This window comes from Pseudomonas sp. 5C2, from assembly GCF_034314155.1.
Lineage (GTDB): Bacteria > Pseudomonadota > Gammaproteobacteria > Pseudomonadales > Pseudomonadaceae > Aquipseudomonas.
Genome location: NZ_JAVIWH010000002.1, coordinates 1,695,509 through 1,721,057, shown reverse-complemented (window position 1 = coordinate 1,721,057; position 25,549 = coordinate 1,695,509). Strand labels below are relative to the sequence as shown.

The 25,549-nt window shown below is 57.9% G+C and carries 19 protein-coding genes; 10 read left to right on the top strand and 9 right to left on the bottom strand.

Annotated features, from left to right (window positions below; translation table 11 throughout):
* Window positions 1-27 precede the first annotated feature (27 nt).
* Window positions 28-660 carry a response regulator transcription factor gene (locus tag RGU44_RS08575; protein ID WP_322178948.1) on the bottom strand — a complete coding sequence of 211 codons (633 nt, stop codon included), beginning with the start codon at window positions 658-660 and terminating at the stop codon, window positions 28-30.
* 51 nt (window positions 661-711) lie between these two features.
* Window positions 712-2,070 (bottom strand): cache domain-containing protein, encoded by a 1,359-nt coding sequence (locus RGU44_RS08570; protein WP_322178949.1) that lies wholly within the window; start codon window positions 2,068-2,070, stop codon window positions 712-714.
* Window positions 2,071-2,315: 245 nt separating this feature from the next.
* Here RGU44_RS08570 and RGU44_RS08565 point away from each other — a divergent pair, with 245 nt between their 5' ends.
* From RGU44_RS08565 to RGU44_RS08520, 10 genes are all read left to right on the top strand, one after another.
* Window positions 2,316-4,376, top strand: coding sequence for a carbon starvation CstA family protein (locus RGU44_RS08565; protein WP_322178950.1), 2,061 nt, complete (start codon window positions 2,316-2,318; stop codon window positions 4,374-4,376).
* A 27-nt stretch (window positions 4,377-4,403) separates the two neighbouring features.
* On the top strand, window positions 4,404-4,607 hold the full coding sequence (locus tag RGU44_RS08560) for a YbdD/YjiX family protein (protein ID WP_322178951.1): 204 nt from the start codon (window positions 4,404-4,406) through the stop codon (window positions 4,605-4,607).
* A 369-nt stretch (window positions 4,608-4,976) separates the two neighbouring features.
* Complete coding sequence (locus RGU44_RS08555) at window positions 4,977-6,014, top strand: zinc-dependent alcohol dehydrogenase family protein (RefSeq protein WP_322178952.1); 1,038 nt, start codon at window positions 4,977-4,979, stop codon at window positions 6,012-6,014.
* 37 nt (window positions 6,015-6,051) lie between these two features.
* Window positions 6,052-7,320, top strand: coding sequence for an acetate/propionate family kinase (locus RGU44_RS08550; protein WP_322178953.1), 1,269 nt, complete (start codon window positions 6,052-6,054; stop codon window positions 7,318-7,320).
* Window positions 7,321-7,422: 102 nt separating this feature from the next.
* Window positions 7,423-9,606 carry an ornithine decarboxylase gene (locus RGU44_RS08545; protein WP_322178954.1) on the top strand — a complete coding sequence of 728 codons (2,184 nt, stop codon included), beginning with the start codon at window positions 7,423-7,425 and terminating at the stop codon, window positions 9,604-9,606.
* Between the two features lie 84 nt (window positions 9,607-9,690).
* Entirely contained in the window at window positions 9,691-11,031 is a 1,341-nt protein-coding gene (gene potE / locus RGU44_RS08540) for a putrescine-ornithine antiporter (protein ID WP_322216638.1), read from the top strand.
* A gap of 130 nt (window positions 11,032-11,161) precedes the next feature.
* On the top strand, window positions 11,162-13,663 hold the full coding sequence (locus tag RGU44_RS08535) for a phosphoketolase family protein (protein WP_322216637.1): 2,502 nt from the start codon (window positions 11,162-11,164) through the stop codon (window positions 13,661-13,663).
* 75 nt (window positions 13,664-13,738) lie between these two features.
* Window positions 13,739-16,255, top strand: coding sequence for an alpha-glucan family phosphorylase (gene glgP, locus RGU44_RS08530; RefSeq protein ID WP_322178957.1), 2,517 nt, complete (start codon window positions 13,739-13,741; stop codon window positions 16,253-16,255).
* Between the two features lie 101 nt (window positions 16,256-16,356).
* Window positions 16,357-18,651 (top strand): Orn/Lys/Arg decarboxylase N-terminal domain-containing protein, encoded by a 2,295-nt coding sequence (locus RGU44_RS08525; RefSeq protein ID WP_416194618.1) that lies wholly within the window; start codon window positions 16,357-16,359, stop codon window positions 18,649-18,651.
* A 129-nt stretch (window positions 18,652-18,780) separates the two neighbouring features.
* Window positions 18,781-19,116 carry a DUF190 domain-containing protein gene (locus tag RGU44_RS08520; protein WP_322178958.1) on the top strand — a complete coding sequence of 112 codons (336 nt, stop codon included), beginning with the start codon at window positions 18,781-18,783 and terminating at the stop codon, window positions 19,114-19,116.
* Here RGU44_RS08520 and RGU44_RS08515 read toward each other — a convergent pair.
* Genes RGU44_RS08515 through RGU44_RS08485 form a run of 7 tightly spaced genes read right to left on the bottom strand, consistent with a single transcriptional unit; the run spans window position 19,109 to window position 25,410 of the window.
* Window positions 19,109-20,476, bottom strand: coding sequence for an ATP-binding protein (locus tag RGU44_RS08515; RefSeq protein ID WP_322216635.1), 1,368 nt, complete (start codon window positions 20,474-20,476; stop codon window positions 19,109-19,111). The two genes, RGU44_RS08520 and RGU44_RS08515, sit on opposite strands and share 8 nt — an antisense overlap.
* Complete coding sequence (locus RGU44_RS08510; RefSeq protein WP_322178960.1) at window positions 20,473-21,135, bottom strand: response regulator; 663 nt, start codon at window positions 21,133-21,135, stop codon at window positions 20,473-20,475. Before RGU44_RS08510 ends, RGU44_RS08515 begins: the two co-directional genes overlap by 4 nt.
* A gap of 12 nt (window positions 21,136-21,147) precedes the next feature.
* Window positions 21,148-21,792, bottom strand: a complete 645-nt coding sequence (locus RGU44_RS08505; RefSeq protein WP_322178961.1) for a tetratricopeptide repeat protein — start codon at window positions 21,790-21,792, stop codon at window positions 21,148-21,150.
* Between the two features lie 5 nt (window positions 21,793-21,797).
* The gene (locus tag RGU44_RS08500) at window positions 21,798-22,598 is read right to left on the bottom strand and encodes an SDR family oxidoreductase (protein ID WP_322178962.1); all 801 of its coding nucleotides are present in this window, start codon (window positions 22,596-22,598) and stop codon (window positions 21,798-21,800) included.
* Complete coding sequence (locus tag RGU44_RS08495) at window positions 22,585-23,265, bottom strand: iron-containing redox enzyme family protein (RefSeq protein WP_322178963.1); 681 nt, start codon at window positions 23,263-23,265, stop codon at window positions 22,585-22,587. The genes RGU44_RS08500 and RGU44_RS08495 overlap by 14 nt, the downstream gene beginning before the upstream one ends.
* Entirely contained in the window at window positions 23,262-24,743 is a 1,482-nt protein-coding gene (locus tag RGU44_RS08490; protein ID WP_322178964.1) for an AMP-binding protein, read from the bottom strand. The genes RGU44_RS08495 and RGU44_RS08490 overlap by 4 nt, the downstream gene beginning before the upstream one ends.
* A complete protein-coding gene (locus tag RGU44_RS08485) occupies window positions 24,733-25,410 on the bottom strand; it encodes a thermostable hemolysin (protein ID WP_322216634.1) in 678 nt (225 codons plus the stop codon). Before RGU44_RS08485 ends, RGU44_RS08490 begins: the two co-directional genes overlap by 11 nt.
* Window positions 25,411-25,549: the final 139 nt, after the last annotated feature.

Sequence of the window (25,549 nt, the reverse complement as noted above, 5' to 3'; positions counted from 1 at the left end):
ACGGTTACGATGGACTGACGCACAGGTTCAGCGGGACAGCAGGCCGTGCTCCATCGCGTATTTAACCAGACCTGCCGGTTTGTCGACCTTGAGCTTGCGCCTGATGCTCAAACGATGGGTTTCGACCGTGCGCACGCTGATAGCAAGTTCCCGGGCAATAGTCTTGTTGTTCAAACCCTGCGCCAGACCGATGAGCACTTGGCTTTCCCTCGGAGTGAGTTCGGTTTCATCTGGTTTCCTGGTGGCCAGTTTGAGGGCCACTTCGGCGCTGTAAAACGTCCCGCCTGTGGCGATCGCCTCGATGGCCGCAATGATTTCCTTTGAGGGGGCGTTTTTCAGCACATAACCACTGGCGCCTGCTCGAATGGAGGTCGCGATGTACTCATGGTTGTCATACATGCTCAGAATGAGGATTTTGATGTCCGGGTACTGAATGCGCAGCAGTCGTGTCAGTTCCAGGCCATTCATGTCTTTCAAACCGATGTCGACCAGCAGAATGTCGGGTGAAACACGGCCGCAAAGATCGAGTGCCTGGGCCCCATTCTCGGCCTCGCCGACCACGTCGAAGGAAGGCCGGACACCCAGCAATGCGCGTATGCCATCACGCACTAAAGAGTGATCGTCCACCAACGCAATACGGATGGGGTATGAGGTGTTCATGATCGCGCTCTGGTTGTTTTCAGGGTTGTTTTTGGCTTGTTGTTATGAGCACTACGCGAGTGAGCGAAGGCGGGTGGGGAGGGTAATGATCAATTCACTTCTGCCAGGGATCGACGACAGACTGAAGTGGCCGTTGAAGTGATCGACGCGCTCGCGAATGTTGCGCAAGCCGATCCCACCGTGGATCTCTTCAAGCCGATTGATATTGAACCCGACGCCATCATCGCATACCGATAGCCTGACCTGGGCCGGATCACCCTCCAGATCAATGTATACGTTATTGGCTTTGGCGTGACGTTCGATGTTGGTCAGCGCCTCCTGCAGGATCCTGAAAAGTGCCACGGGGGCGCCATCGACCAGTTGGACGTCGCCGAGGTTGTTTTCATAGTGAAGGGTCAAACCGCTTCGCAGTTCGAACTCTGTCACCAACTGGGCGACGGCGGCGGCCAGCCCCAGCGTGTCAAGCAACGAAGGGCGAAGATCATGAGAAATGCTCCGAACTTCGCCGATTGCATCCGCAAGCCGACCTATTCCTTGACGAAGGATGTCCTGGCCTTTTTCGCGTCCGGCCTCGAGTTCAAGGGCGGCCAGTTCAAACTGAAATTTGATTGAAACCAACACCTGGCTGATGCCGTCGTGCAGTTCACGCGAGAGCCGTGATCGCTCTTCTTCTTGAAGACTCACAATGCGTTGAGTCAAACCTTGCAGCTTTTTATCGGCTAGACGATGTTCGCTGGCGTTCAAGGTCAGCCCGCACGCAAAGACCAGCAACACGGCGACGAGGGCTACGACACCAATAGCGAGCATGGTGGTGTAGATGCCTCGGGCGACTTCTTCGCGAGCCTGATGGGTGGCGCGCTCGACGTCCTCAAGATAAATCCCGGTGCCGAGCATCCAGCCCCAGCGGTCGAGCATCACGACGTACGCCAGTTTGTCGGTGACCTGTCCGGTCGAGGGCTTTTCCCATGCGTAATGTTGAAACCCGTCGCCGGACTGCGCGCTTTTTAGTAACGCCTGAATCACCGGTAACCCATGGGGGTCGGTCATGCTCCACAAGTCTTGGCCCACCAGCGCGGCCTGACGGGGGTGCATCAGACTGCGGCCGTTATGGTCATAGACGAAGAAATAGCCGTTGATGCCAAAACTTAGCTTTGCCAGCTCATCAAGGACTTTTTGCTTGGTTTGCTCATCGTCCCGACCACTCTCATACACCGGGGCAAGCGCGCTCATCGCCATTTCTACGTAGTTTTTCAGCTCCGCACGTTTACTGGCCAGAATACTGTCTTCAATCAGCTGCGCCTGCTGTTCACCCAGACGCTGGTTTTGGAATATGACCAGCGCGCTGATGACCCCAACGGCCAATATCAGGGGCAGGATGCCGAGGGCGACGATTTTGTATTTGAGTTGCATGACGAGTGAAATCCAGGCTGACGGGTTTGCCTAAAGAGGGCTAGACACCGATTGTCGAACGACTTGACGGCACATGGTAGCCGCGTAAGGCGGCAATTGACCCGCGTAGTTCTACGTAGAAGTCTTAGTAGTACTGCGGATGTTTATACCCGCGTAGTGCGCGGATAGTAGTTAAGCCCTTTTTTACGGGGCATAACAATAACAACTATCGCCGCAGGGCTATGTTCCTCGGCAGGAGACCCACAATGACTCGACTGACCAAACATCTTGCTTGGTTCGCCGTTGCCTGCTTGGGGGCAATTGCATTGGGTGTCGTCGCGCTGCGCCGCGGTGAAGCCATCAACGCACTCTGGATCGTGGTCGCCGCCGTGGCGATTTATCTGGTTGCCTACCGTTATTACAGCTTGTTCATCGCCACCAAAGTGATGCAGCTGGACCCTAATCGCGCCACCCCTGCGGTCGTCAATAACGATGGTCTGGACTATGTGCCGACCAACAAACATATCCTTTTTGGTCACCACTTTGCCGCCATCGCTGGCGCCGGCCCTCTGGTCGGCCCGGTGCTTGCGGCGCAGATGGGGTATCTGCCCGGTACGCTCTGGCTGATTGCCGGTGTGGTGTTCGCCGGTGCGGTGCAGGATTTCATGATTCTGTTCCTGTCCACCCGGCGCAACGGTCGCTCCCTGGGCGAGATGGTGCGTGAAGAAATGGGCCGTGTGCCCGGCACCATTGCCTTGTTCGGTTGCTTCCTGATCATGATCATCATCCTTGCGGTGTTGGCGCTGATCGTGGTTAAAGCGTTGGCGGACAGCCCATGGGGCATGTTCACGGTGCTGGCGACGATCCCGCTTGCGATGTTCATGGGCGTCTACATGCGCTACATCCGTCCGGGTCGCATTGGCGAAATCTCGCTGATCGGTGTGATTTTGCTGCTGGCGTCGATCTGGACCGGCGGGCAGATTGCTGCGGACCCGGTCTGGTCCAAGGCCTTCACCTTCACCGGCATACAAATCACTTGGATGCTGGTCGGTTACGGCTTCGTCGCGGCGGTATTGCCGGTCTGGCTGTTGTTGGCACCCCGGGATTACCTGTCGACGTTCCTGAAAATCGGCACCATCGTTGCGTTGGCAATTGGCATCCTGATCATTGCGCCTGAGCTGAAAATGCCCGCGCTGACTCAGTTCACCGACGGCACCGGTCCGGTTTGGAAAGGCGCGCTGTTCCCCTTCCTATTCATCACCATTGCCTGCGGTGCGGTGTCCGGGTTCCACTCGTTGATCGCGTCGGGTACCACGCCGAAGCTGCTCGACAGTGAAGCCAACTCCCGTTACATCGGCTACGGCGCGATGCTCATGGAGTCCTTCGTGGCGATCATGGCCATGGTGGCGGCTTCGGTGATTGATCCGGGCGTGTATTTCGCGATGAACAGCCCTGCAGCGATTGTCGGCAGCGACGCGGTCACGGTTGCGCAAACCGTCAGCAGTTGGGGCTTTGCCATCACTCCAGACGCGCTGATTGCGGTGGCTAAAGACATCGGTGAAACCACTGTGCTGGCCCGTGCTGGCGGTGCGCCGACCCTGGCGGTCGGTATCGCGCAGATACTGCACCAGGTACTGCCGGGCAAAGACACCATGGCGTTCTGGTACCACTTCGCGATTCTGTTCGAGGCGCTGTTCATCCTCACCGCCGTGGATGCGGGGACCCGAGCCGGTCGTTTCATGCTCCAGGATTTGCTGGGTACCTTTGTACCGGCGCTTAAACGTACTGAATCCTGGACTGCCAACCTGATCGCGACTGGCGGTTGCGTCGCGATGTGGGGCTACTTGCTTTATCAAGGCGTGATCGACCCGTTGGGCGGGATCAACACCTTGTGGCCGCTGTTCGGCATCTCCAACCAGATGCTGGCCGGTATCGCGCTGATGCTCGCGACCGTCGTGCTGATCAAAATGAAGCGCCAACGCTACATATGGGTCACCCTGCTGCCAGCGGTGTGGCTGCTGATCTGCACCACCATGGCCGGCTACATCAAGCTGTTCGATCCGAGCCCGGCGGTTGGCTTTCTGGCTTTGGCGACCAAGTACCGCACGGCGCTGGATGCGGGTCAGGTATTGGCCCCGGCCAAGACTATCGATCAGATGCAGCACGTGATTTTCAACGCGTACACCAACGCTACCCTGACTGCGCTGTTCCTGTTCGTGGTGTTCAGCATCCTGTTCTATGCGATCAAGGTCGGTGTGGCGGCGTGGGGCACCAAAGAGCGTACGGATAAAGAAGCGCCATTCCAGGCGCTGCCAGACGCACGATGAGCCTGGGTTTCAACGGAGGAGCTGCCTATGTTCAATGACCTGAGTCGACTCGGGAAATACCTCGGCCAGGCCGCCCGCCTGATGGTGGGCATGCCTGACTACGATAATTACGTCGAGCATATGCAGATCACCCACCCCGATAAGCCGGTGATGACCTACGAAGCGTTCTTTCGTGAACGTCAGGAGGCGCGTTACGGCGGCGGCAACGGGCAGTCTCCCCGCTGCTGTTGATCGTCTATCTTGATAGAGCAACGCGCCACGCCTTGTCGTGGCGCGTTGCGTTTGGGCACAAACCGAGGCCTGCGTTTAGTCTTGGCCAACGCTACAAACATCCCGCAGACGATAGTGGACCCGGTGCAACGCCGCGAGCAGTCCGGTTTTTGGAGGCGGGCGGTTCACTGACCCAGATCAACCGACGCAAAATTCAGCCTGTTATAAATATCAGCCTATGCTGCACATGAAATTCGGGTTTCGGGTCGACAAAAGGGGTGAGGTTTGCCCCGTTAATGGCGTTGACGTTTAGAAAGTGCCAGCCCCGGTTGACGTGCCGACAGGGAGCCCAATGTGATGGTTTACGCCTTAGCTGAGGAGTGACATTAAGTGAAAGCTCTCGTTTATCAAGGTCCTGGCCAGAAATCCTGGGAGGACAAAGCAAACCCTATCATCGAAAAGCCTACTGATGCTGTTGTGCGAATCCTGCACACCACCATCTGCGGTACTGATCTGCACATCCTTAAAGGTGATGTTCCTGCCGTCACAAAAGGACGGACGCTGGGCCATGAGGGCGTGGGCGTCGTGGAGGCGGTTGGTTCGGCTGTCCGTAACTTCAAGAAGGGCGATCACGTACTGATTTCGTGTGTCACCTCATGCGGCAGTTGCGCCAACTGTAAGCGTCAGCTGTATTCGCACTGTGCTGATGGCGGCTGGATTCTCGGCCACTTGATTGACGGTACCCAGGCACAACAGGTACGCATTCCGCACGCAGACAACAGCCTGTACCCGATTCCTGCTGGCGCCGATGAAGAAGCGTTGGTGATGTTGAGCGATATTTTGCCCACCGGTTTTGAGATCGGTGTGCTGTCGGGCAAGGTCAAACCGGGCGATTCAGTCGTCATCGTGGGCGCGGGTCCGGTCGGATTGGCGGCATTGCTCACTGCCCAGTTTTATTCTCCTGCCACCCTGATTGTGGTGGATGCCGATCCAAATCGGCTCGAAGTTGCCAAGCGATTCGGCGCCACTCACACCATTGACATCAACGTGGAGAATGCTGTCGATCGAATCTTCGCATTGACCGATGGGGTGGGTGTGGATGTTGCCATCGAAGCCGTGGGCATTCCTGCCTCCTTCGATACCTGTCAGCAAGTGATTGCTCCGGGCGGGCATATTGCCAACGTGGGTGTGCATGGCAAAAGTGTCGAGCTGCACCTGGAAAAACTGTGGATTCAAAACATCAATATCTCCACCGGCCTAGTCAACACCAATACCACGCCGATGTTATTGAAAACGGTGCAATCCGGAAAAATCGAGCCGGGCCAGCTCATCACTCATCGCTTCAAACTAGACAACATTCTTGAGGCATATGAGGTGTTTGCCAACGCGGCCAAAGAAAAGGCTATAAAAGTGATTCTGTCTCAATAAAGCGTCTTCGATCACTGCCCGATACTAAGGAAATCGTATGGATGATCAGGCACGCGTCTCATTGGGCCCGTCCACCGAGGGCTTGTTGCTTGTGATGAACGCAGGTTCTTCAAGCATCAAGTTTTCCATCTACCCATCCAGGCTGGATGATCAAGGGCAGCCCGTGGCCCGCGGTCATGGCAGCCTGGAGAGGCAGGGCAACGTATACCGGTTACGCTTTCGCGAGGTCGCCAGTGACGTGAATGTCGAGGAGCAGTGGCCGCAGACGGATGAGTCGGTCACCGACGAGACGTTGGGTCGTTTGGTTGAATGGATCGAACGCTACACCGGTGACACGCTTGCTGCCGCGGGCCACCGAATCGTTCACGGAGGCGAACGAAAGCAGGTCGCCGCCTTGATCGATGCGACGGTATTGAGCGAAATGGAAGCGCTGATACCGATCGCACCCTTGCATCAGCCTCTGTGTCTGGCCCCGGTGCGGTACTTGGCGCGCGAACACCCTCGACTGCCGCAAGTGGCGTGTTTCGATACTGCGTTTCACCACTCTCTGGATCGCCTGGAAACACTGTATGGACTGCCTCGTGCCTTGAGCGAGGAGGGCATACGTCGTTATGGGTTCCACGGTCTTTCCTACGAATACATTGCCAGTGTCTTGCCGGGCTACGATTCGCGTGCGGCGGCGGGTCGGACCATCGTCGCCCACCTCGGTAATGGCGCAAGTTTGTGTGCCTTGCACGGGGGACTCAGCCGCGCCACCAGCATGGGTTTTACCACGCTGGACGGCATCCTTATGGGCACTCGCCCAGGCCATCTGGATCCCGGCATCCTGCTGTACCTCTTGCGCGAGCGAGGCATGACGGTCCAGGCGCTTGAGCATTTGCTTTATCACGAGTGTGGTGTGTTAGGCGTCTCTGGCGGAATTTCCAGCGACATGCGTGAACTGTCTGCCAGCCAAGCCCCTGAAGCCAAAGAGGCCATTGATGTCTATGTGCGTACCATCGTGCGCGAAATAGGGGCGTTTTCTGCCGTATTGGGCGGGCTTGACGCGCTGGTATTTACCGGCGGCATTGGCGAACACGCGGTCGCCGTGCGAGCCGCCATTCTAAAGGGCTGCGCCTGGCTTGGGCTGGACATGGATGAACCTGCAAACCAAAAGCACGGCCCTCGCCTGTCGCACCCTGACAGCCGGGTGGCAGCTTGGGTAATTCCCACCGATGAAGACAACGTAATTGCACGTCATACCTTGCAATTGCTGCACGCCAGCGCCGAATTCCGGGCGGCAAATAAGAAAACTGAAAGTTATTGAATTAACCACTCCCTGTACGTTCCATTCCTGAGTTGCCGAGCGGTTGTCTGTCAGCCCGCGGATACGAATGGATTGACAACACAACGGTATAAGGAGAAAGCGATGAAGCAGTTGAAAGTGGCTTCCAGCGTTGCTGCACAGGCCTGTTTTCTGACCTCGCGACAGGTTGTGGGTTTTGATCAAACCGATTTGACCGACATTGCCGCCGCCGTTCTCACGACGGAAGACGTGCGCAATGGAATGATCGAGGTGATTAGTAATTCCGGGTTCGATATTCCTGTTTTTTTTGCAGTTACCGCGCAGGACAAGTTCTCTCGTAACACGCTCCCCGGCATTGAAGATGTGTTGTTACAGATCAGTGGCGTATTCGATTTGGGCAGTGACAAGGCCGAGTTCTATGGCGACAAGCTGGAAACCGCTGCCCGGCGGTATGAGGACAATCTGCTTCCCCCCTTTTTCGGTGCACTCAAACGCTATGAGGAGCGTGGCAACTCAACGTTTGCTTGCCCAGGGCACCAAGGCGGACAGTTCTTTCGCAAGCACCCTGCCGGGCGTCAGTTCTTTGAGTTTTTTGGGGAGACGCTGTTTCGCTCCGACCGCTGTAACGCCGATGTGGAGATGGGGGATCTGTTGATCCACGAAGGCGTGGCGCTGGCCGCCCAACAACGTGCGGCTCAGATTTACAACGCGGATAAAACTTACTTTGTCCTCAATGGCACCTCGGCGTCGAACAAGGTCGTGACCAATGCGCTGCTGACGCCTGGGGATGTGGTGCTGTTCGATCGAAATAACCACAAGTCGGTGCATCAAGGCGCTTTATTCCAGGCGGGCGCCACGCCGCTTTATCTGGAAACAGCACGCAACCCCTACGGCTTTATCGGCGGTATCGACGCGCACTGTTTTGACGAAACGTACCTGCGTGAGCGTCTGCAGGAAATCATGCCCGAAAAAGCCGCTGCACCAAGGCCGTTCCGGCTGGCGGTGATTCAGTTGGGGACCTACGACGGTACGATTTATAACGCCCGTCAGGTAGTCGACAAGATAGGCCATCTCTGCGACTACATTCTGTTCGACTCGGCATGGGTGGGCTATGAGCAATTCATTCCCATGATGCGCGACTGTTCGCCAATGTTGCTGGAGCTGGGTCCTGATGACCCCGGCATTTTTGTGACGCAATCGATTCACAAACAACAGGCCGGTTTCTCTCAAGCATCGCAAATCCACAAAAAAGACCGTCACATTAAAGGGCAGGATCGCTACTGCAATCACCATCGCCTGAATAACTCGTTCATGGCGCAGGCGTCGACCAGTCCGTTCTATCCACTGTTTGCCTCGCTCGATGTCAATGCCCGCATGCACAGCGGCCGCAGCGGCCTGCGTTTGTGGAGCGAGTGCGTACGCGCCGGTATTGAGGCGCGCAAAATGGTGATGGACAACTGCACATTGATCAGGCCGTTCGTGCCGCCGACTATCGATGGCAAATACTGGCAGGATTATTCCACCGACGAGATTGCCAGCAACCTCAAGTTTTTCATGTTTCACCCCGATGAACGCTGGCATGCGTTCGAAGGGTATAACGAGCAGCAATACTTCATTGACCCGTGCAAGTTGTTGTTCACCACGCCGGGCATTGATGCAGTCACCGGCCAATACACAAGCTTCGGGATCCATGCCGGCATCCTGGCGACCTTCCTGCGTCAGAACGGGATCGTGCCGGAAAAAAGCGACCTGAACTCGATTCTGTTTCTGCTTACGCCCGCCGAAGACAAGGCCAAGATGCACCACTTGGTGGCTCAGATCGCCCGGTTCGAGCGGTTTATCAAAGACGACGCGCCGTTGAGCAGCGTATTGCCCGGTATTTATGCCGCGCACGAAGCCCGTTATAAAGACTACACCATCGTTCAGTTGTGTCAGGAAATGCACAACCTGTATGCGCAGCATGACGTCAAACAGTTGCAGAAAGAGATGTTCCGGCAGTCGCACATGCCCGCAATCGCAATGGGCCCGCGCGACGCCAACCTGGAGTTCATCCGTGGCAACGTTGAGCTCATTCCTCTGGAAAGTGCGCAAGGGCGTATCGCCACAGAGGGCGCGTTGCCTTATCCGCCAGGCGTACTGTGCGTGGTGCCCGGTGAGGTCTGGGACGGTGCGGCGCTGAAGTACTTCCTCGCACTCCAGGACGCTATTAATCAGTTCCCGGGGTTCACCCCAGAATTGCAGGGCGTGTACCTGAAACAAGAAGACGATGGCCGCCTGCGGGCTTATGGCTACGTGCTCAAGCAGTAACGACTCATCACCGTGGACGCCCACCAACCGGTGAGGCGTATCGATTAAACATGTCGTCGTTTCGGGCTGTAAAAGGGGTGGAACATGGGAACTGCAGTTAAAAAGATGAGTGTGGTGCAGCTGACCGTGCTGACGGCTGTCAACATGCTTGGGTCGGGCATTGTCATGCTGCCGAGCAAACTGGCGCAGGTCGGGACGATATCGATTTTCTCCTGGATCGTGACCGCGCTGGGCTCATTGGCACTGGCTTATGCGTTTGCCAAGTGCGGGCGCTTCAGCCGTAAGGCTGGCGGTATGGGCGGGTATGCGGAGTACGCGTTCGGGCGTTCGGGCAACTTCATGTCCAACTACACGTATGGCGTGTCGCTGCTGATCGCCAACATTGCAATCGCTATTACGGCAGTGGGCTATTCAGTCGTCCTGTTCAAAACATCGCTATCACCGGTTGCCACTGCAATGGCCGCTGTCGCGCTGCTCTGGGTCACGATGTTTGCCAACTTCGGGGGGGCAAGGATCACTGGTCGGATTGGTAACGTCACCATTTGGGGGGTCATCCTGCCGGTTGTCGTCCTTTCGATAATCGGCTGGTTCTGGTTCGACTTCTCAACCTATCGAGCGGCCTGGAACCCCCATAACATGCCGTTTATGCAAGCAGTAGGGGCCTCGATCTCGATCACCTTGTGGGCTTTCCTGGGGCTCGAGTCCGCATGCGCCAACACCGATGCCGTCGAGAACCCGGAGCGTAATGTGCCGATCGCCGTGCTGGGGGGAACCTTGGCTTCAGCAGTGATCTACATCGTCTCGACCAACGTGATTGCGGGGATGATTCCCAATGCTGAGCTGGTCAGCTCGACGGCACCCTTTGGTCTGGCGTTTGCCACGATGTTTACGCCTCTGGTGGGCAACATTGTCATGGGCCTGATGATTGTGGCCTGTATTGGTTCGTTATTGGGGTGGCAGTTCACCATTGGCCAAGTGTTCAAGAGCTCGGCGGATGTCGGGTACTTCATGAAAATCTTCGGCAAGGTGACCAAGACCGATACGCCTGTCGCCGGTATGCTCGTCTTGTTGGCATGCCAGACAGCGTTGTCGTTGATGACCATCAGCCCGGACCTGAGTGGGCAGTTCGACCGACTCGTTAATCTGGCGGTGGTGACCAATCTGGTCCCCTATCTGATGTCCATGGCGGCCTTGATGACGATTCAACAAGCCGCAAACGTAACCCCGCGCCAGGCGTTACTGGCTAATATTGTCGCTTACATTGCCGCAGCCTACAGTTACTACGCACTCTTCAGCGCCGGTGCAGACGCGATGATGCTGGGTGGCATTGTGACGATGTTGGGTTGGACATTGTACGGTACTGTTTCCCGACGTTTTATGAAGGACGGAAGCCCTCAGCCAGTCGGCGAAAAGCTATCGGTTTGATAATCAAGGAACACTGAAGGGTAGTAGACAATGTGCAACTGTCTTCTACAGTCAGACGGCTCCCGGGCAGTCTGTTTGCAATCGACCTGCTGTTGCGGAAACGTCTACAACGCCGTCCTATGGAGTCGTTATGTATATTTTCAACCCGCTGCTGTCCAGCGCTGATAACCCGTCAGCCGTACCGATCGCGTCGCCTGAACTTAACGACGTCGGTCCACTCTCCGCCGACCTGCTTGATCGTATGCATCGTTACTGGCTCGCCGCCAATTACCTGTGTGTCGGGCAGATCTACCTCAAGGCCAACGCGCTGTTGCGCGAGCCCCTGACTGCCGAGCACATCAAGCCGCGCCTGCTGGGACATTGGGGAACATCGGCGGGGCAGAACTTCATCTACGTGCATTTGAACAGGCTCATCAGCGAGCAGCATGTCGAGATGGTCTATATCTCTGGACCCGGGCATGGCGGCCCTACGCTCAATGCCTGCGCCTGGCTGGAGGGCACTTACAGCGAGGTGCACGCTGAGATAACGCCGGACGAGGCGGGCATGTTGCGGTTTTTCCGCAGTTTCTCCACGCCAGGTGGCGTGCCCAGCCACTGTGGTCCGCACACGCCCAATTCCCTGCATGAGGGCGGCGAACTGGGTTATTCGCTGGTGCATGCCTTCGGCGCTGCGTTTGACAATCCCGAGTTGCTGGTGACCTGCGTGATTGGTGATGGCGAGGCCGAGACATGTCCACTGGAGGGCAGCTGGAAGAGCATCCGTTTTCTCAATCCCCGCGACGATGGTGCGGTGTTGCCGATTTTGCACCTCAATGGTTACAAAATCTCCGGCCCCACCGTGGAAGCGCGCACAGACGATGCCGACCTTGTCGAGCTGTACCGTGGACGCGGTTATGAACCGATTATTGTCGCGGGCGACGATTTGCCAGGCATGCATCAACGTTTTGCGGCGGCCCTGGATGCGTCTTACGCCAGCATACGTGACATCCAGCGTCGTGCGCGGAACGAGGGGCTGGTCGAGCGTTTGCGTTGGCCGATGATTATTTTGCGCAGCCCTAAAGGCTGGACCGGGCCGAAGGTGGTCGACGGTCTGCCGGTCGAAGGCACATTCCGCGCGCATCAGGTGCCACTGGCCAATGTGATCCAGAATCCACAACACTTGGCCCAGCTCGAGGCCTGGATGCGCAGCTATTCGCCACAGACGTTGTTTGATGACAACGGTGCGCTGGTGCCTGAACTGCAGGCACTGACCCCGCCGGCCGCGTTGCGTATGGGCGCTGTTCCTCACGTCAACGGCGGGCGAGTGCTGACCGCGCTAGACCTGCCAGACTTTGCCGACTATGGCCTGGAAGTGCCGGGGCCAGGCGAAGTGATCGCTGAGGCGCCGCGCAAGCTGGGCGAATACCTGCGTGACGTGATTCGCTTCAACCCCACCAACTTCCGCGTGTTCGGGCCGGATGAAACCAATTCCAACCGACTCAATGCGGTGTTTGAAGCCACCAACCGAACGGCTACGGGACCGGTACTCGAGATCGACGATCACCTCGCGCCCAATGGCCGGGTGATGGAGGTGCTCAGCGAGCATTTGTGCGAGGGCTGGCTGGAGGGTTATTTGCTTACGGGGCGCCACGGCATGTGGTCGACCTATGAGGCTTTCGCCCAAGTCGTCGACTCCATGGTGACGCAACATGCCAAATGGTTGCAGCAGAGTCGCGAGTTTCAGTGGCGCCGCCCATTGGCCTCGCTCAATGTGCTGCTCACCAGCCATGCCTGGCGCAACGACCATAATGGTTTCAGTCATCAGTCCACGGGCTTTGTCGACAATGTGTTGCAACGTCGTTCCGACGTGGTGCGGGTGTACTACCCGCCGGACTCCAACTGCCTGGTCAACGTGTTCGATCACTGCTTGCGCAGCCGCAATTACGTGAACGTGGTGACCTGCGGCAAGCAGCCGGATTTCCAGTGGCTGGATTTCGACGCTGCGCTGAAACACTGCTCTCAAGGCGCATCGATCTGGAATTTCGCCAGCAGCGATGAGGGTGACGATCCCGATGTGGTGTTAGCGTGCGCTGGCGATGTACCGACCACCGAGGCGGTGGCGGCGGCATGGCTGCTGCAGAAATATGTCCCCGGCATCCGCGTACGGCTGGTCAATGTCGTGGACCTGTGCATTCTCAGCAACCCGGAAACGCGCCCCCACGGTATGGATCATGGGTCGTTTGAGGCCTTGTTCACCCGTGATGCACCGGTGATGTTCGCCTTCCATGGTTCTACCTGGGTCATCCACTCCATGGTGCATGGCCGGGCCAACGAAGCCCGCTTCCATGTTCGTGGTTTCTCTGATCGGGGCACCACGACCACACCGTTTGACATGGTGGTGCTTAATCAGATGAGTCGCTACCAACTCGCTATCGACGCATTGAGCCATGTGCCGCGCCTGTGTGCTCATAGCCAGGATGCGGTGAGTTATTTCGAAAGCCAGTTGCGCAAGCATCACACGTACATTCGCGAGCACTTCGAGGACCTTCCAGAGATACGCAATTGGCACTGGACCGCTGACTTCAGCCAGCCTGACAGCCCGCCGCCATTAGCCAAGGGGCATGTAAGAGGCCAGCTCTTTACCGATGCCTGAGCGGTTTCGACATCCGGTTACGCTTGAGGTGTGGCCGGACCCCAGTTTGTCCCCAGTTCGTATAAGGGCCAGTCCATGCAGTCTCCTTGCAACGATCTTGATCCGAGCTTTCAAACCCTGCGCCAACTGGCGTTTGATCAGTCCATCCGTTGGTCGTGTCTGAATGATGATATCTGGCGCAGTCTCGACCATGAATTATGGGAACTGACCCATAATCCCTGTGTGGTGCTCAATGCGGTTTCCGACCAGAAGATCAACCTCCTGCTGGGCAACAGTCATTTTCATGCGCGGGTTACCCGCATCGCCGAGATCCATCGGGATATCCTCGCTCAGCCCTCATGGTTCGAGCGCGAACAGCCTGACGCTGATTTGCATCAAGTGGCCTACTTCTCCATGGAGTACATGCTCAGCGAGGCACTGCCGATTTACTCGGGAGGGTTGGGCAATGTCGCGGGCGATCAGTTGAAAGCCGCCAGCGACCTGGGTGTTCCGGTGGTGGCTGTTGGCATGCTTTGGCAGCAAGGGTATTTTCGTCAGGAAATCGGTTTTCAGGGTGACCAGCAAGCGTTGTACCCGGTCAATGACACGCGCCAATTGCCGGTGGAGCCCTTGTTGCGCCCCGATGGCAGTTTGTTACGTCTGTCCGTGCAACTGCCAGGTCTGACGGTCTGGGTGCGGGGTTGGCAGGCAACGGTGGGCCGTAATAAATTGTTGCTGCTCGACAGTAACGACCCGGCCAATCCACCCCCGTTCCGGCTGATCACCGGTGAGCTGTATGGCGGCGATGTGGAGATGCGTCTTCGCCAGGAGGTGGTGTTGGGTATTGGTGGATGGCGTTTACTGGAGGCCGCAGGTTACACGCCGGATGTCTGTCATCTAAACGACGGCCACGCCGCTTTCGCGGTGCTTGAACGGGCCCGCAGCTACATGCAGGCGAACAAGGTCGGGTTCGATGTCGCGATGACCGCCACCCGTGCCGGTAATGTGTTCACCACCCATACACCGGTCGAGGCCGGTTTCGACCGTTTCCCCTCGGAGCTGATCAGCAAATACATGGGGCGCTATGTCGAAACTGAGCTGGGTCAGCCTTTGTCGGCCATTCTGGCGCTGGGACGGCAGAACGCTGATGATGCGCAAGAACCCTTCAATATGGCGTTCCTGGCGATGCGTTGTGCAGGTGCGGTCAATGCAGTGAGCCGTCTGCATGGGGCAACCTGCCGCCACATTTTCCAGAGTCTGTTTCCACGCTGGCCCCGCGATGCCGTGCCGGTCGGGTACGTGACCAATGGCGTTCATCTGCCGACATGGGTATCACTCGAGGCCGAGTCGCATTGGCAAGCCTTGCACGGGGGCGATCTGCCTTGGCGCGGCACCAGTGAGTCGCGGGTCAGCGAGTTACTGGAGCAGGTCGACGACGGGCAGATCTGGCGTTTGCGCCAGCAGGCCAGGACGCTGTTGTTCGAGTTCGTCCGCACGAGTCTGGCGCGCAGCGAGGCCATTCACGGAGCCTCGCTGGAGGCCATTGAGTCGGCGGGTGCCCTGTTCAACCCGCAGGTTTTGACGCTGGGCTTTGCCAGGCGCTTTGCCTCGTATAAACGGCCTAACCTGTTGTTACAGGACCCCGACAGGCTGCTGCGTATTCTCAATCATCCAACCCGGCCAGTGCAGTTACTGATCGCCGGCAAGGCGCATCCGGCCGACATCGTCGGGCAGCAGATGATTCGTGACTGGCATGCGTTTATTCGCCGTCCGGAGGTTAACGGGCGTGTGGCGTTCCTCGAAGACTACGATATGCGCGTAGCACGCCATTTGGTGCAAGGGGTCGATGTTTGGGTCAATACCCCACGCCGTCCGTGGGAAGCCAGCGGCACCAGTGGGATGAAAGTCCTGGCCAACGGCGGGCTGAACCTGTCCCAGCTCGATGGCTGGTGGGCCGAAGCATGCTCAGAGGAGGTGGGCTGGGGGATTGGCGATGGTGCCGAGCATGCTGACGATTACGACAGTGTCGACGCTACCCAGCTTTATTCGTTGCTTGAGGATGAGGTGGTGCCTGCTTTTTATGAGCGCGATGCAGAGGGCATTCCCAGGCAATGGATCCGGCGCATGCGCTGCAGCATGGGAGCGCTGGTGACACAGTTTTCCGCCGACCGGGCCGTGCGCGACTACACCCAACATTATTATCTGCCCGCCGCCACGGGCTACCGGGCGCGCGCGGCTGATGAAAGCCGACTGGCCGTGCAACTCACTCGTGAACGCGAGGATCTGAATGTTCGTTGGGCTCATATCCGCTTTCTGCATCTGGACATGCACCAGCAGATGGGCCACTACGCTGCAACGTTACACATGGACCTTGATGGACTGTCCCCGGGCCAACTACGCGTGCAGCTGTATGCCGAAGGTCTGGAGGGCGCGCCCGCTGATATTCAGGACATGGTGATCGACCCGATGGCACTGTCCGGAGGTGTTTTGATCTATCGCGCCGAGGTACCTGATGATCGTCCTGCCCAGGCTTATACCGCGCGCGTGATCGTCAATGGCGCCACTGGGCTGGAGGTCCCGCTGGAGGTCGGTCTCATTGCCTGGCAGCGTTAACGTGCCTTTTCACAGCGCTAGGCTATAGACGCTGAACATCTCATGCCGAGGCCTGCGGTTGCGGGCCTCGAGTTACCCTTTTTATCTGTCTGGAAGACACTATGTCCTTTGATCAGCAAAATCGTCTTGGCATGAAAGCACTGCTTATCCATGAAGATCTTGCTGCCAATACGGCGGCGGGCCGCGCCGTCAGGCAACTGGCGCAAGAGCTGGAAAAACGCCAGGTTGAGGTCCTGCTGGCACAGTCGGCGCTGGATGCCACTGTTCTGATTCACTCAGACCCTATGGTGCAATGCGTGTTACTCGATTGGGAGTTGGCCCTCGACGACAGTCATGCAATAGCCAACAGCGTATTGGATGCTGTGCGTGAGCGCAGCGAGACGCTGCCGATTTTTCTGCTGGCTGATCGCAACAGTGCAGCAACCATCCCGCTTGACGCCATGCAGAAATCAGACGACTTCATCTGGTTGCTGGAAGACACCACCGCGTTTATCAGCGGGCGCATCGTCGCTGCCATTCAGCGTTACCGTGAGGCCGTGCTGCCACCGATGTTTGGTGCGCTGGTACGCTTCTCGCAAGTGTACGAATACTCTTGGCACACGCCCGGACATACCGGCGGTACAGCGTTTCTGAGGTCGACGGTAGGACGGGCTTTTTTCGATTTTTTCGGTGAAAACCTGTTCCGCTCGGACTTGTCGATTTCAGTGGGCGAGCTGGGTTCGTTACTCGATCATTCTGGGCCCATCGGTGCCAGCGAAGTGTACGCAGCGAAGGTCTTCGGGGCTCATCGCACGTATCACGTCACCAATGGTTCATCGACCTCCAATCGGGTGATCCTGATGGCCAGCGTCACACGTGACCAAGTGGCATTGTGTGATCGCAACTGCCATAAGTCGGTCGAGCACGCGATGACCATGTCCGGGGCGATTCCGACCTACCTGATTCCCTCGCGAAATCACTACGGTCTGATCGGGCCGATACCTCCCCAGCGCCTGAGCCCCGAGGCCGTGCGCGACGCCGTGGCGAGCAATCCATTGGTGCGTGACGGGTTCGACCCGACGCCGATGCACGCGATCGTCACCAACTCCACCTACGACGGACTTTGTTACAACGTCACCCAGGTCGAGAAGCTGCTCGGTCAAAGCGTCGACCGCCTGCATTTCGACGAAGCCTGGTTCGGTTATGCGCGCTTCAACCCGATCTACCGAGAGCGTTTCGCCATGCATGGCGAGCCAGCAGACTACAGCGCGGACAGGCCGACTGTGTTTGCGACCCAATCCACACACAAGTTGCTGGCGGCGCTGTCCCAGGCTTCGATGATCCATGTGCGCGATGGTCGCCGGCCTATCGAACATGCGCGGTTCAATGAAGCGTTCATGATGCATGCTTCGACTTCGCCGAACTACGCAATCATCGCCTCCAACGATGTCAGTGCGGCAATGATGGACGGCCCTGGTGGCAAAGCCCTGACGGGCGATGCAATTCGCGAGGCGATTGCTTTTCGACGCATGGTGCCGCGACTCAACGAAGAGTTCCAGGCCCGGGGCGAATGGTTTTTCAATGTCTGGCAGCCTGACACTGTCATCGATCCCGAGAGTGGCGAAGTGGTGCCGTTCCATACTGCCGATGAGGCTCTGCTGGCGAGTGAGCCTGAGTGTTGGGGGCTAAAACCCAATGCTGCCTGGCATGGCTTCGGTGACATCGAAGACGGCTACTGCATGCTTGACCCGATCAAGGTGTCGATCACCACGCCCGGGATTTTGCCCGGTGGCGGCATGAGCCAGCAGGGCATTCCTGCGGTGGTGCTCAGTGCCTACCTGGACCGGCAGGGCATCGTGGTGGAGAAAACCACCGACTTTACGATTCTGTTCCTGTTCTCTATCGGTGTGACCAAAGGCAAGTGGGGTACATTGGTCAGCACCTTGCTGGACTTCAAACGTGACTACGACGCCAACGCGCCACTGGACAGCGTGTTGCCGCCCCTGATCGCCGCGCACCCGCAACGCTACCGTGGCATGGGGTTGCGCACACTGTGCGACACCATGTTCCAGGCCATGTCCGAACTGCGCACCACTGAATCCATGTCTCGGGCGTTCTCTACCTTGCCGGTGCCCCAACTCAGTCCGGTCGCGGCATACGAGCAACTGGTGCGCGGCAATATCGAAGTCCTTACCCTCGAACAAATGGCGGGCCGCACCGTGGCGACCGGGGTGGTGCCATATCCGCCAGGCATCCCGCTACTGATGCCCGGCGAGAGCGCAGGGGCGGCGGATGGTCCAATTCTCGACTACCTCAAGGCGCTGCAAGAGTACGACCGGCGCTTCCCGGGCTTCACCCATGACACCCATGGCGTCGAGGTGGAGGATGGGCGTTATTTAGTCCGATGCATTAAATAAACCCCAGGACGGTCCGGGCGACGGGGAGGACGGCGGCTATGCTGAAATCATGGCTGCTCATCGCTATCGGCGCGTTGCTCGGTGCCGGCTTCGTTTCAGCTGATTAGCGCACGCTAAAGGAGTTGGATCATGAAAGGTTTTCTGGTGATTTTCTTCACTCAGCAGAATCGTCGCTATCGCGGAAAAATGCTCGGTGACTGGGTCGTCGACCTGGCCAAAGAACTGGGGCTACGCGGCGCCACGCTATCGACGGGCATAGAGGGATTTGGCCATACAGGCCAGCTGCATTCCACGCACGTCTTTGAACTTGCCGATCAACCTACCGAAATTCGTATGGCGATTAGCGAAGACGAGTGCGCGCGCCTGTTCGAGCGCCTGGAGGCCGAAGACATCTCCTTGTTCTACATAAAAGCGCCGATCGAGCTGGGGACTGTCGGCAAAAAAGCCGACAAGCCCCTTAGTTGACCGGGAGTTCCAGTGTTGCGCAGAGACCGCCGTCTGGAAGGTTATCCAGATGTATCCGACCTTTCAGGCGAACCGCAATCGTTTGTACAATCGTCAGTCCAAGCCCTGCGCCCTGGTCGTTACCTCGACTGTAAAAACGCTCAAAGAGCCGCTCACGCTCTGCCTCGTTGATACCCGGCCCCTGATCTTCGACAGTCAGCTGGAAGTGTCCATTGATTTTTGTCAGGCGGACAGTGATCAGGCCATGTTCTGGAGAAAAGTTCGCGGCGTTGGTCACCAGGTTATTAAGCGCGATGTTAATCGCTACTGGGTCGGTATGGGTGATGTAAGGGACATCACTGACGTCGAAAGTCAGCTCAAGGCCCTTGCTCAGCAACCAGGGCGTAAGCTGAACGAGACCCTCTCGAACAGTCGCCGTCAGGTCAACGGTTTGCAGGGGCGGTGCTATCGACTGGGGTTCGAGCCTGGCCATGGTCAGCAACTGGTTAACCAAACGGCTGGTGCGGTCTACACCGACGATCAGGTATTCGAGTGACTCTCGTTTTTCTGCCTCGGTGCCCGCTTCCAGTAAATTCTGCGCATGCACCCGAAGTACCGCCAACGGTGTCCGCATTTCATGGGCCGCATCGGCAATGAAGCGTCGCTCTCGCCCCAGCACCTCCTGGATTTGCGAAAGCATTCGATTCAGCGCGGCCTGCATGGGTTCGAGTTCGCTGGGCAGCGGCTCGATTTGCAGGGGCTCCAGGGAGCCGGAGTGTCGAGCGCGCAGGGTCGCGGCCAAGTCGGCCAGAGGCTTGAGCCCCCAACCAATCGCCAGCCACATCACCGTGACCAGGATCAGGCTGCCCAACAGATTTGGCCAAAGGGTATGCTGAACGATACGGTCAACCAGATCCGTTCGCACATCGTTACGCTCGCCGACCCAGATATGCAGGCCGTACTGCACGTCGTCGAGAATGAATGTCCGCCACTGATGATTTTTCAGGTCAACGACATCGCTGAAACCTGTCTGGGAGGGGGGCAGGGTAAAGGTGGGGGCGCTGGCAGTGTGTACCAGCAGTTCGCCTTGATGATTCCATACCTGAAAAGCAATTTTGCTCTCATAGGGATGGCCATCGAGCTTGGGCGAGGCTTGGCTGAGGGCCTGATTGAAGGCCTGGTACAGTGCTGAATGGTCCTTGCTGGCCATTGGCATGCGCATGACGCCTTGCAGCAGGCGAGCGTTTTGGGCCAGTTGCGCGTCATAGACTTCGGCAATTTCATGATTACTGTCATGCAGGTTGAAGAAACTCATGATCAGCAGGCCGACAAGCAACAGGCCGAGAATCAGGGTCATGGTGCGCTTTCTGATTGACGTCATCGGCGCTCTTCAACCAGGTAACCGACACCGCGAATGGTCCGGATTAACTCAGAACTGAATTTTTTCCGCAGATTGTGGATGTGCACCTCGAGGGTGTTGCTTTCCGCTTCTTCGTTCCAGCCATAAAGCAGCTGGATCAATCGCTCGCGGGTCATCACCCGTCCTGGGGGAGAAAGCAGTTCATAGAGCAACTGGTACTCCTTGGGTGTCAGCGCAATCGGTGCGCCATGGTAAGTCACCTGTTGGGTACTCGGGTCCAGGCTGATATCGGCATGCTCGATCAGCACCCGGGCGCGTCCCGCACTTCGACGCAGCAGCGCGCGCAGGCGGGCTTTCAATTCGGCAAGGTCGAAAGGTTTGACCAGATAGTCATCGGCGCCTGCATCCAGACCGGCAATCCGGTCTTCGGTGGCATCGCGCGCGGTGAGGATCAGCACGGGCAGCGTGGAGCCGCTCTGGCGTAACTGGCGCAGCACTTCGAGACCGTCCATGCGTGGCAGCCCCAGGTCGAGCACGGCCAGATCAAAGGTTTCGGTGAGCAGCGAATGCAGAGCGCTGCTACCGTCTTTAAGCCAGTCAACGGTGTAACCCTCTCGGCTCAAGGCCTGATGAACACCTTCGCCCAGAGCGATGTCATCTTCGATAAGCAGTAGACGCATAGCTGACTCCTGTCAGTTAATTTTCTTGTTTACCTCGCCAAGCAACGCCTGGATCTCCTGGCGGCGACCTGTATCGGCGGTTTCCCGGCCAGGACGCGGTGGCGCTTGCAAGGCTTTGAGCAAGGCTGCCTTGGCTTCGACATAACGACCTTGACGATAAAGGTGGTCCCCCCAAAAGTACAGGCTGTCTATGCCAGTCGGGTTGAGTTGCAAGCCTTGTTTCAAGAGCTGTTCGGCTTTTTTTGCGTCGCCGAAGCCGATGGGCCAGCCGGGAACCCGATCATAGAGTGCGGCGAGGCTGGTATAAGCGGAGCCTTGCAGCGCATTCGGGTCCAGCGCTATCGCTTTTTCGAGATCGATACGCGCCGACTTGACCTTGCTCAATGCCCCCAGTCCGCCTTGAGCTCCGGCCCAACTGCTGGTAACGATACCGGACCAGACCCAGGCCTCGGCAACGGTTCCCCGGGACTGAGTGAACGCTGACGCTTGTGCTGCAAGCTTTTCAAACGCAGCCACACGTTGCTCAGCTGGCAATTCGTATTGGATATGGGCCCAGCTTTGCTGAATGGCAATCAGGCGTTCCTGATCCGCGCTTTCCAAGGCCCAGGCAGGGCTGCTCAAAACGCCGAGAAGCAGGTAGATGCAGAGCTTTTTCATGGTTTTTATTTCTCTTTTTCTTGCCGGACACTGAGTCGCCGGATCAAGGGCAGTTGTTTACGCAGGCTGCGGTCCACAAGGTTAGGCAGCAGGCTGTTCAAACGGACGAAGAAGCGTTCAGGCCAGCCCAGGTAGAGCTCGCGACGATCACCCGCAATCGCATGGATAACCGCCTGAGCGACGATGTGTGGGTCGTCGACGTTTGATTTCAGTGCGTCGGTCAAGGCCTGTGCGGCGGGGCTGTTCATAGAGGTGCGCGTCGCACGGGGCGCCACGTACAGCACGCCAACCCGGGTATCGGCCAGCTCGCGACGCAGGGCTTCGGAGAAACCGCGTAGCGCGAATTTGCTCGCACAATAGCTGGCGTAACCCGGAAAACCAATGGAGCCGTAGGTGGACCCCACATTAACGACCATGGCATTTTCAGCGTCTTTCAATAGAGGCAGAAACGTGCGCGTCAGGCAGATAGGGACGCTGATGTTCAACGTCAGCATGGCGTTGATTTCTGCATCGTCCAGCTGTTCGAGCATGGCGAAGTGGTTGACCCCGGCGGCATTGATCAGCAGGTTCACACCACCCATTTCCTCGGCCGTGGTGAAGACCTTTCTGCGGTCAGTGGCGGTCGTCAGGTCAGCTGATATCCAGCGCAGATTGTGCGGATAAAGCGCGAGTAGCCGCTCAAGTGGCGCTTTATGTCGGGCCACCGCCAACACCAGGGCGCCCTTCGCGCACAGGGCATCGGCAATGGCCAGGCCGATCCCGCCGCTAGCACCGGTCAGGACGACTCTTGCTTCAGAGAGCTGCATGCAAGGTCTCCTCGGCCGTAGCGCCCGGGAGGGCACGGAACATGTCGGCGTACAGTTTGTAGACGACTTTCGAGGCGTGGATGACGGCGGCTTGGTCGGTCGGGTCTTCCAGGCGATCCATCAACCGGCGATAGGTCTGCATGTGCGCCACGTCCAACTCCCCGTGAGAGCTCAAATAGCTGAAGGCAGTGGTGGGGAGTTCAAGGTGCTCGCGAATACTGTCGGCGGCATGTGTGGCCAGCGCAATGCTGGTGCCCTCGAGTACGTTGACCATCCCGAACAGGCCGACGGGATTGTCCCGCGCGATCAAGTCATAGAGGAAACCGACCATCAACTCGATCGGCAGTTCTGGGCGTCCTTCACGAACAGTATCGACGTCGCCACCGCAGGCCGAAATGTCATTCAGGATCCACTGTTCATGGCCGTACTCTTCGTCGATGTACTCACAGACGGCCCCTCGCAGCCATTCCAGGCGGATGGGCAGACGGGCGCCGCACGCCATCATCAATGGGACCGTGTGTCGAACGTGGTAATAGGCCTGGGTCAGAAAAGCGCGATAGCTTTCCAGGCTGACCCGACCGGCAAGGGCTTGGCGAATGATCGGTAAGTTAAATAATTCCTGGCGTTCGTGCTGGGTGGCTTCTTGCAGTGTGTCGAAGAAACTCATGATGCTGATACCTCAGGGTAAACCGATGAGATGAGTTGATGCCGGTAGCGTTCGAGGATGGCTTCGCGCCGTGGTCGACCATTGGCGGTGAGCAGGCCATTGGTCGGAGTAAAAGGTTGCTCCAGACGTGTCCATTGATGAACTTGGGCGTAGTCGGGCAAGTTTTCGTTTGCGAGGGCGACTGCGGCGGTGATTTCCTCGTCGGTGCAGTCCGGCTTGTGGGGCCACAGCAGCGCGTGGTTACGCGGCATTGCTTCGCCATACACAAAAGCCTGGGCGATATGGCTGCGTTGTGTCAGCTCGGCCTCGACCCATTCGGGATTGACGTTGCGCCCAAAACTGGTCACGAATTGATGTTTCTTGCGGCCGTTGAGGTAGAGATAACCCTCTGCGTCAAATTCGCCCAGGTCACCGCTGTGCCACCAACCCGTGGCCTCGGGCGATTCGCCCAGATAACCGAGCATTGGAGCGCCGCCAATCAACACTTCACCGTCCTCAGCCAAGCGGACCTTCACATGGGGCAAGGGCTTGCCGACACTGCCCAGGCGGTTGGCGCCGGGATGGTTCAGGCACACCACCGACGCGCATTCTGACAAGCCATAGCCCTCAAAGACCGGCAGGCCGATCCGTTGTGCGCGTAGCAACAACTCAACCGACACCCTGGCCCCGCCCACGGCGGCGAAGCGCAGTGTCGAGGCGTTGAATGCGCCGAGCTCGGCCGCGTTGACTAACAGCAGAAGCAGTTGCGGCACTAGGATCAGACTTTCGGGACGTCGTTCGGCAAGTGTGCCGAGCAGCCGGGGGATATCCACGCCACTGGCGCCCTGGATCCCGAGTTTTTTCTGACTCGGCAGGCTTAGCGTCGCACCCGCATAAAGCGCGGCATAGCACCCCAGGTTTTCCAGGAGAATGGCCAGAGGAAGCAGGGCGAGATGATGGTGAGACTCGGTAGCACGTGTGGCCAGGTCCAGTTCCCTGGCCACCCTTAGCAGGCTGTCGGCACTCAGGCATACGCCTTTGGGGGTTCCAGTGGTGCCTGAGGTGAACGTCAGCTTGGCTGTGCCTTGAGGCATGCGCGTTGTGCCGGAAAATGACCGGCGCCAGAACTCTCCGACCTGTGTATAGCCAGCCGTTGTCAGTTCAGGGGCCTGATCGGTGTCGGCGATGACCAGCTCGGCCTGGCTTTGCTCCAGGCAATGGTTACGTTGCGCGGGGCTGAAAAAAGGCGGTAACGTCAGGCAGGTAAGACCTTCGAACAGTGCCGCAAGGTCCCAAAGCAGTGCGTTCGGACCGTTCTCCAGGGCCAAGGCGACCACACTGATGCGTTCTTCGCGCAAGCGCTGTTGCCGATAGACGACTTCTGCGTACAGGGTGGCGTAATCCAGCCGCTGCGCATCTCCCCATAATGCCAGGACGTCAGGTTTTTCTTCGGCATGTTGACGAAGAATCTGTTTGAACCCTTCCAGTTCAGGCGACATGGTTGATCATCTCGGACGTCGATGGCAAACCGAGGCGATTGAATAGCCCCACGTTGCGTAAATGAATGAAGCCAGCACGGATATTGCCGACATGCACGGACGGCTGACTTTGGTAATAACTGCCCCAGGCATGTTGGTCTTCACCCAGTCGCTGCGGGTCGGCGGCACAGAGGGTCACGGGGCGCAATCCCAAGCGATGGAAGCTGTTGACCAGCCCAGCGTTACCGGTAAACGCCACCCACTCCAGCCCGCCCATCGCCAGTAGCCAGGTGAGGGTGATGATGCTCAGGCGTGCACTGCCGGTATCGCTTGCGGCGAGATTGCCGACCTCGACAATACCGATTCGGTCAACCGGGCGGCCAGCGGCCGCACAGATCAATGGTTCGATGGGTTCATCCAGATAATGCTCGAGAAACAGCGGCCCTGAAGCTCCCAGCCGCACTCCGGCAACGGCGCTCAGCCCTCCTGCGGAATGACTCAACCCGAACAGTTCAGGCATGAATTGGCGTATCTCGGCCCCGTGAGCCAGGTGGAAGCGTTGTTGAATATAAGCTTCGAACTCTGAGCGTTTTGGTTCACCTGGCAGGGCCCTGACCAAGCTCATGTCAGGTGCGTCGGTGTTGCCGAAATGCAGGGGTAACCGGATGTTCCAGTCGAAACCGGGCATTGAGAGGACTCCTCCCGTGGGTAGTCAGGTTCAGAGTATCAGCGCCAATTCTTAGCGAAGTCTGAAGGTTCGTCCAAGTACGTCTAAGGTCGTATCGGGTCAGTCTTCAGACTGGCTTAAGACTCGTCAGCCAAGGTGC

Coding starts and splice junctions, on each gene's coding strand:
- RGU44_RS08575 (WP_322178948.1), bottom strand. CDS start 660: ATGAACACCTCATACCCCATCCGTATTGCGTTGGTGGACGATCACTCT.
- RGU44_RS08570 (WP_322178949.1), bottom strand. CDS start 2,070: ATGCAACTCAAATACAAAATCGTCGCCCTCGGCATCCTGCCCCTGATA.
- RGU44_RS08565 (WP_322178950.1), top strand. CDS start 2,316: ATGACTCGACTGACCAAACATCTTGCTTGGTTCGCCGTTGCCTGCTTG.
- RGU44_RS08560 (WP_322178951.1), top strand. CDS start 4,404: ATGTTCAATGACCTGAGTCGACTCGGGAAATACCTCGGCCAGGCCGCC.
- RGU44_RS08550 (WP_322178953.1), top strand. CDS start 6,052: ATGGATGATCAGGCACGCGTCTCATTGGGCCCGTCCACCGAGGGCTTG.
- RGU44_RS08545 (WP_322178954.1), top strand. CDS start 7,423: ATGAAGCAGTTGAAAGTGGCTTCCAGCGTTGCTGCACAGGCCTGTTTT.
- potE (WP_322216638.1), top strand. CDS start 9,691: ATGGGAACTGCAGTTAAAAAGATGAGTGTGGTGCAGCTGACCGTGCTG.
- RGU44_RS08535 (WP_322216637.1), top strand. CDS start 11,162: ATGTATATTTTCAACCCGCTGCTGTCCAGCGCTGATAACCCGTCAGCC.
- glgP (WP_322178957.1), top strand. CDS start 13,739: ATGCAGTCTCCTTGCAACGATCTTGATCCGAGCTTTCAAACCCTGCGC.
- RGU44_RS08525 (WP_416194618.1), top strand. CDS start 16,357: ATGTCCTTTGATCAGCAAAATCGTCTTGGCATGAAAGCACTGCTTATC.
- RGU44_RS08520 (WP_322178958.1), top strand. CDS start 18,781: ATGAAAGGTTTTCTGGTGATTTTCTTCACTCAGCAGAATCGTCGCTAT.
- RGU44_RS08515 (WP_322216635.1), bottom strand. CDS start 20,476: ATGACGTCAATCAGAAAGCGCACCATGACCCTGATTCTCGGCCTGTTG.
- RGU44_RS08510 (WP_322178960.1), bottom strand. CDS start 21,135: ATGCGTCTACTGCTTATCGAAGATGACATCGCTCTGGGCGAAGGTGTT.
- RGU44_RS08505 (WP_322178961.1), bottom strand. CDS start 21,792: ATGAAAAAGCTCTGCATCTACCTGCTTCTCGGCGTTTTGAGCAGCCCT.
- RGU44_RS08500 (WP_322178962.1), bottom strand. CDS start 22,598: ATGCAGCTCTCTGAAGCAAGAGTCGTCCTGACCGGTGCTAGCGGCGGG.
- RGU44_RS08495 (WP_322178963.1), bottom strand. CDS start 23,265: ATGAGTTTCTTCGACACACTGCAAGAAGCCACCCAGCACGAACGCCAG.
- RGU44_RS08490 (WP_322178964.1), bottom strand. CDS start 24,743: ATGTCGCCTGAACTGGAAGGGTTCAAACAGATTCTTCGTCAACATGCC.
- RGU44_RS08485 (WP_322216634.1), bottom strand. CDS start 25,410: ATGCCCGGTTTCGACTGGAACATCCGGTTACCCCTGCATTTCGGCAAC.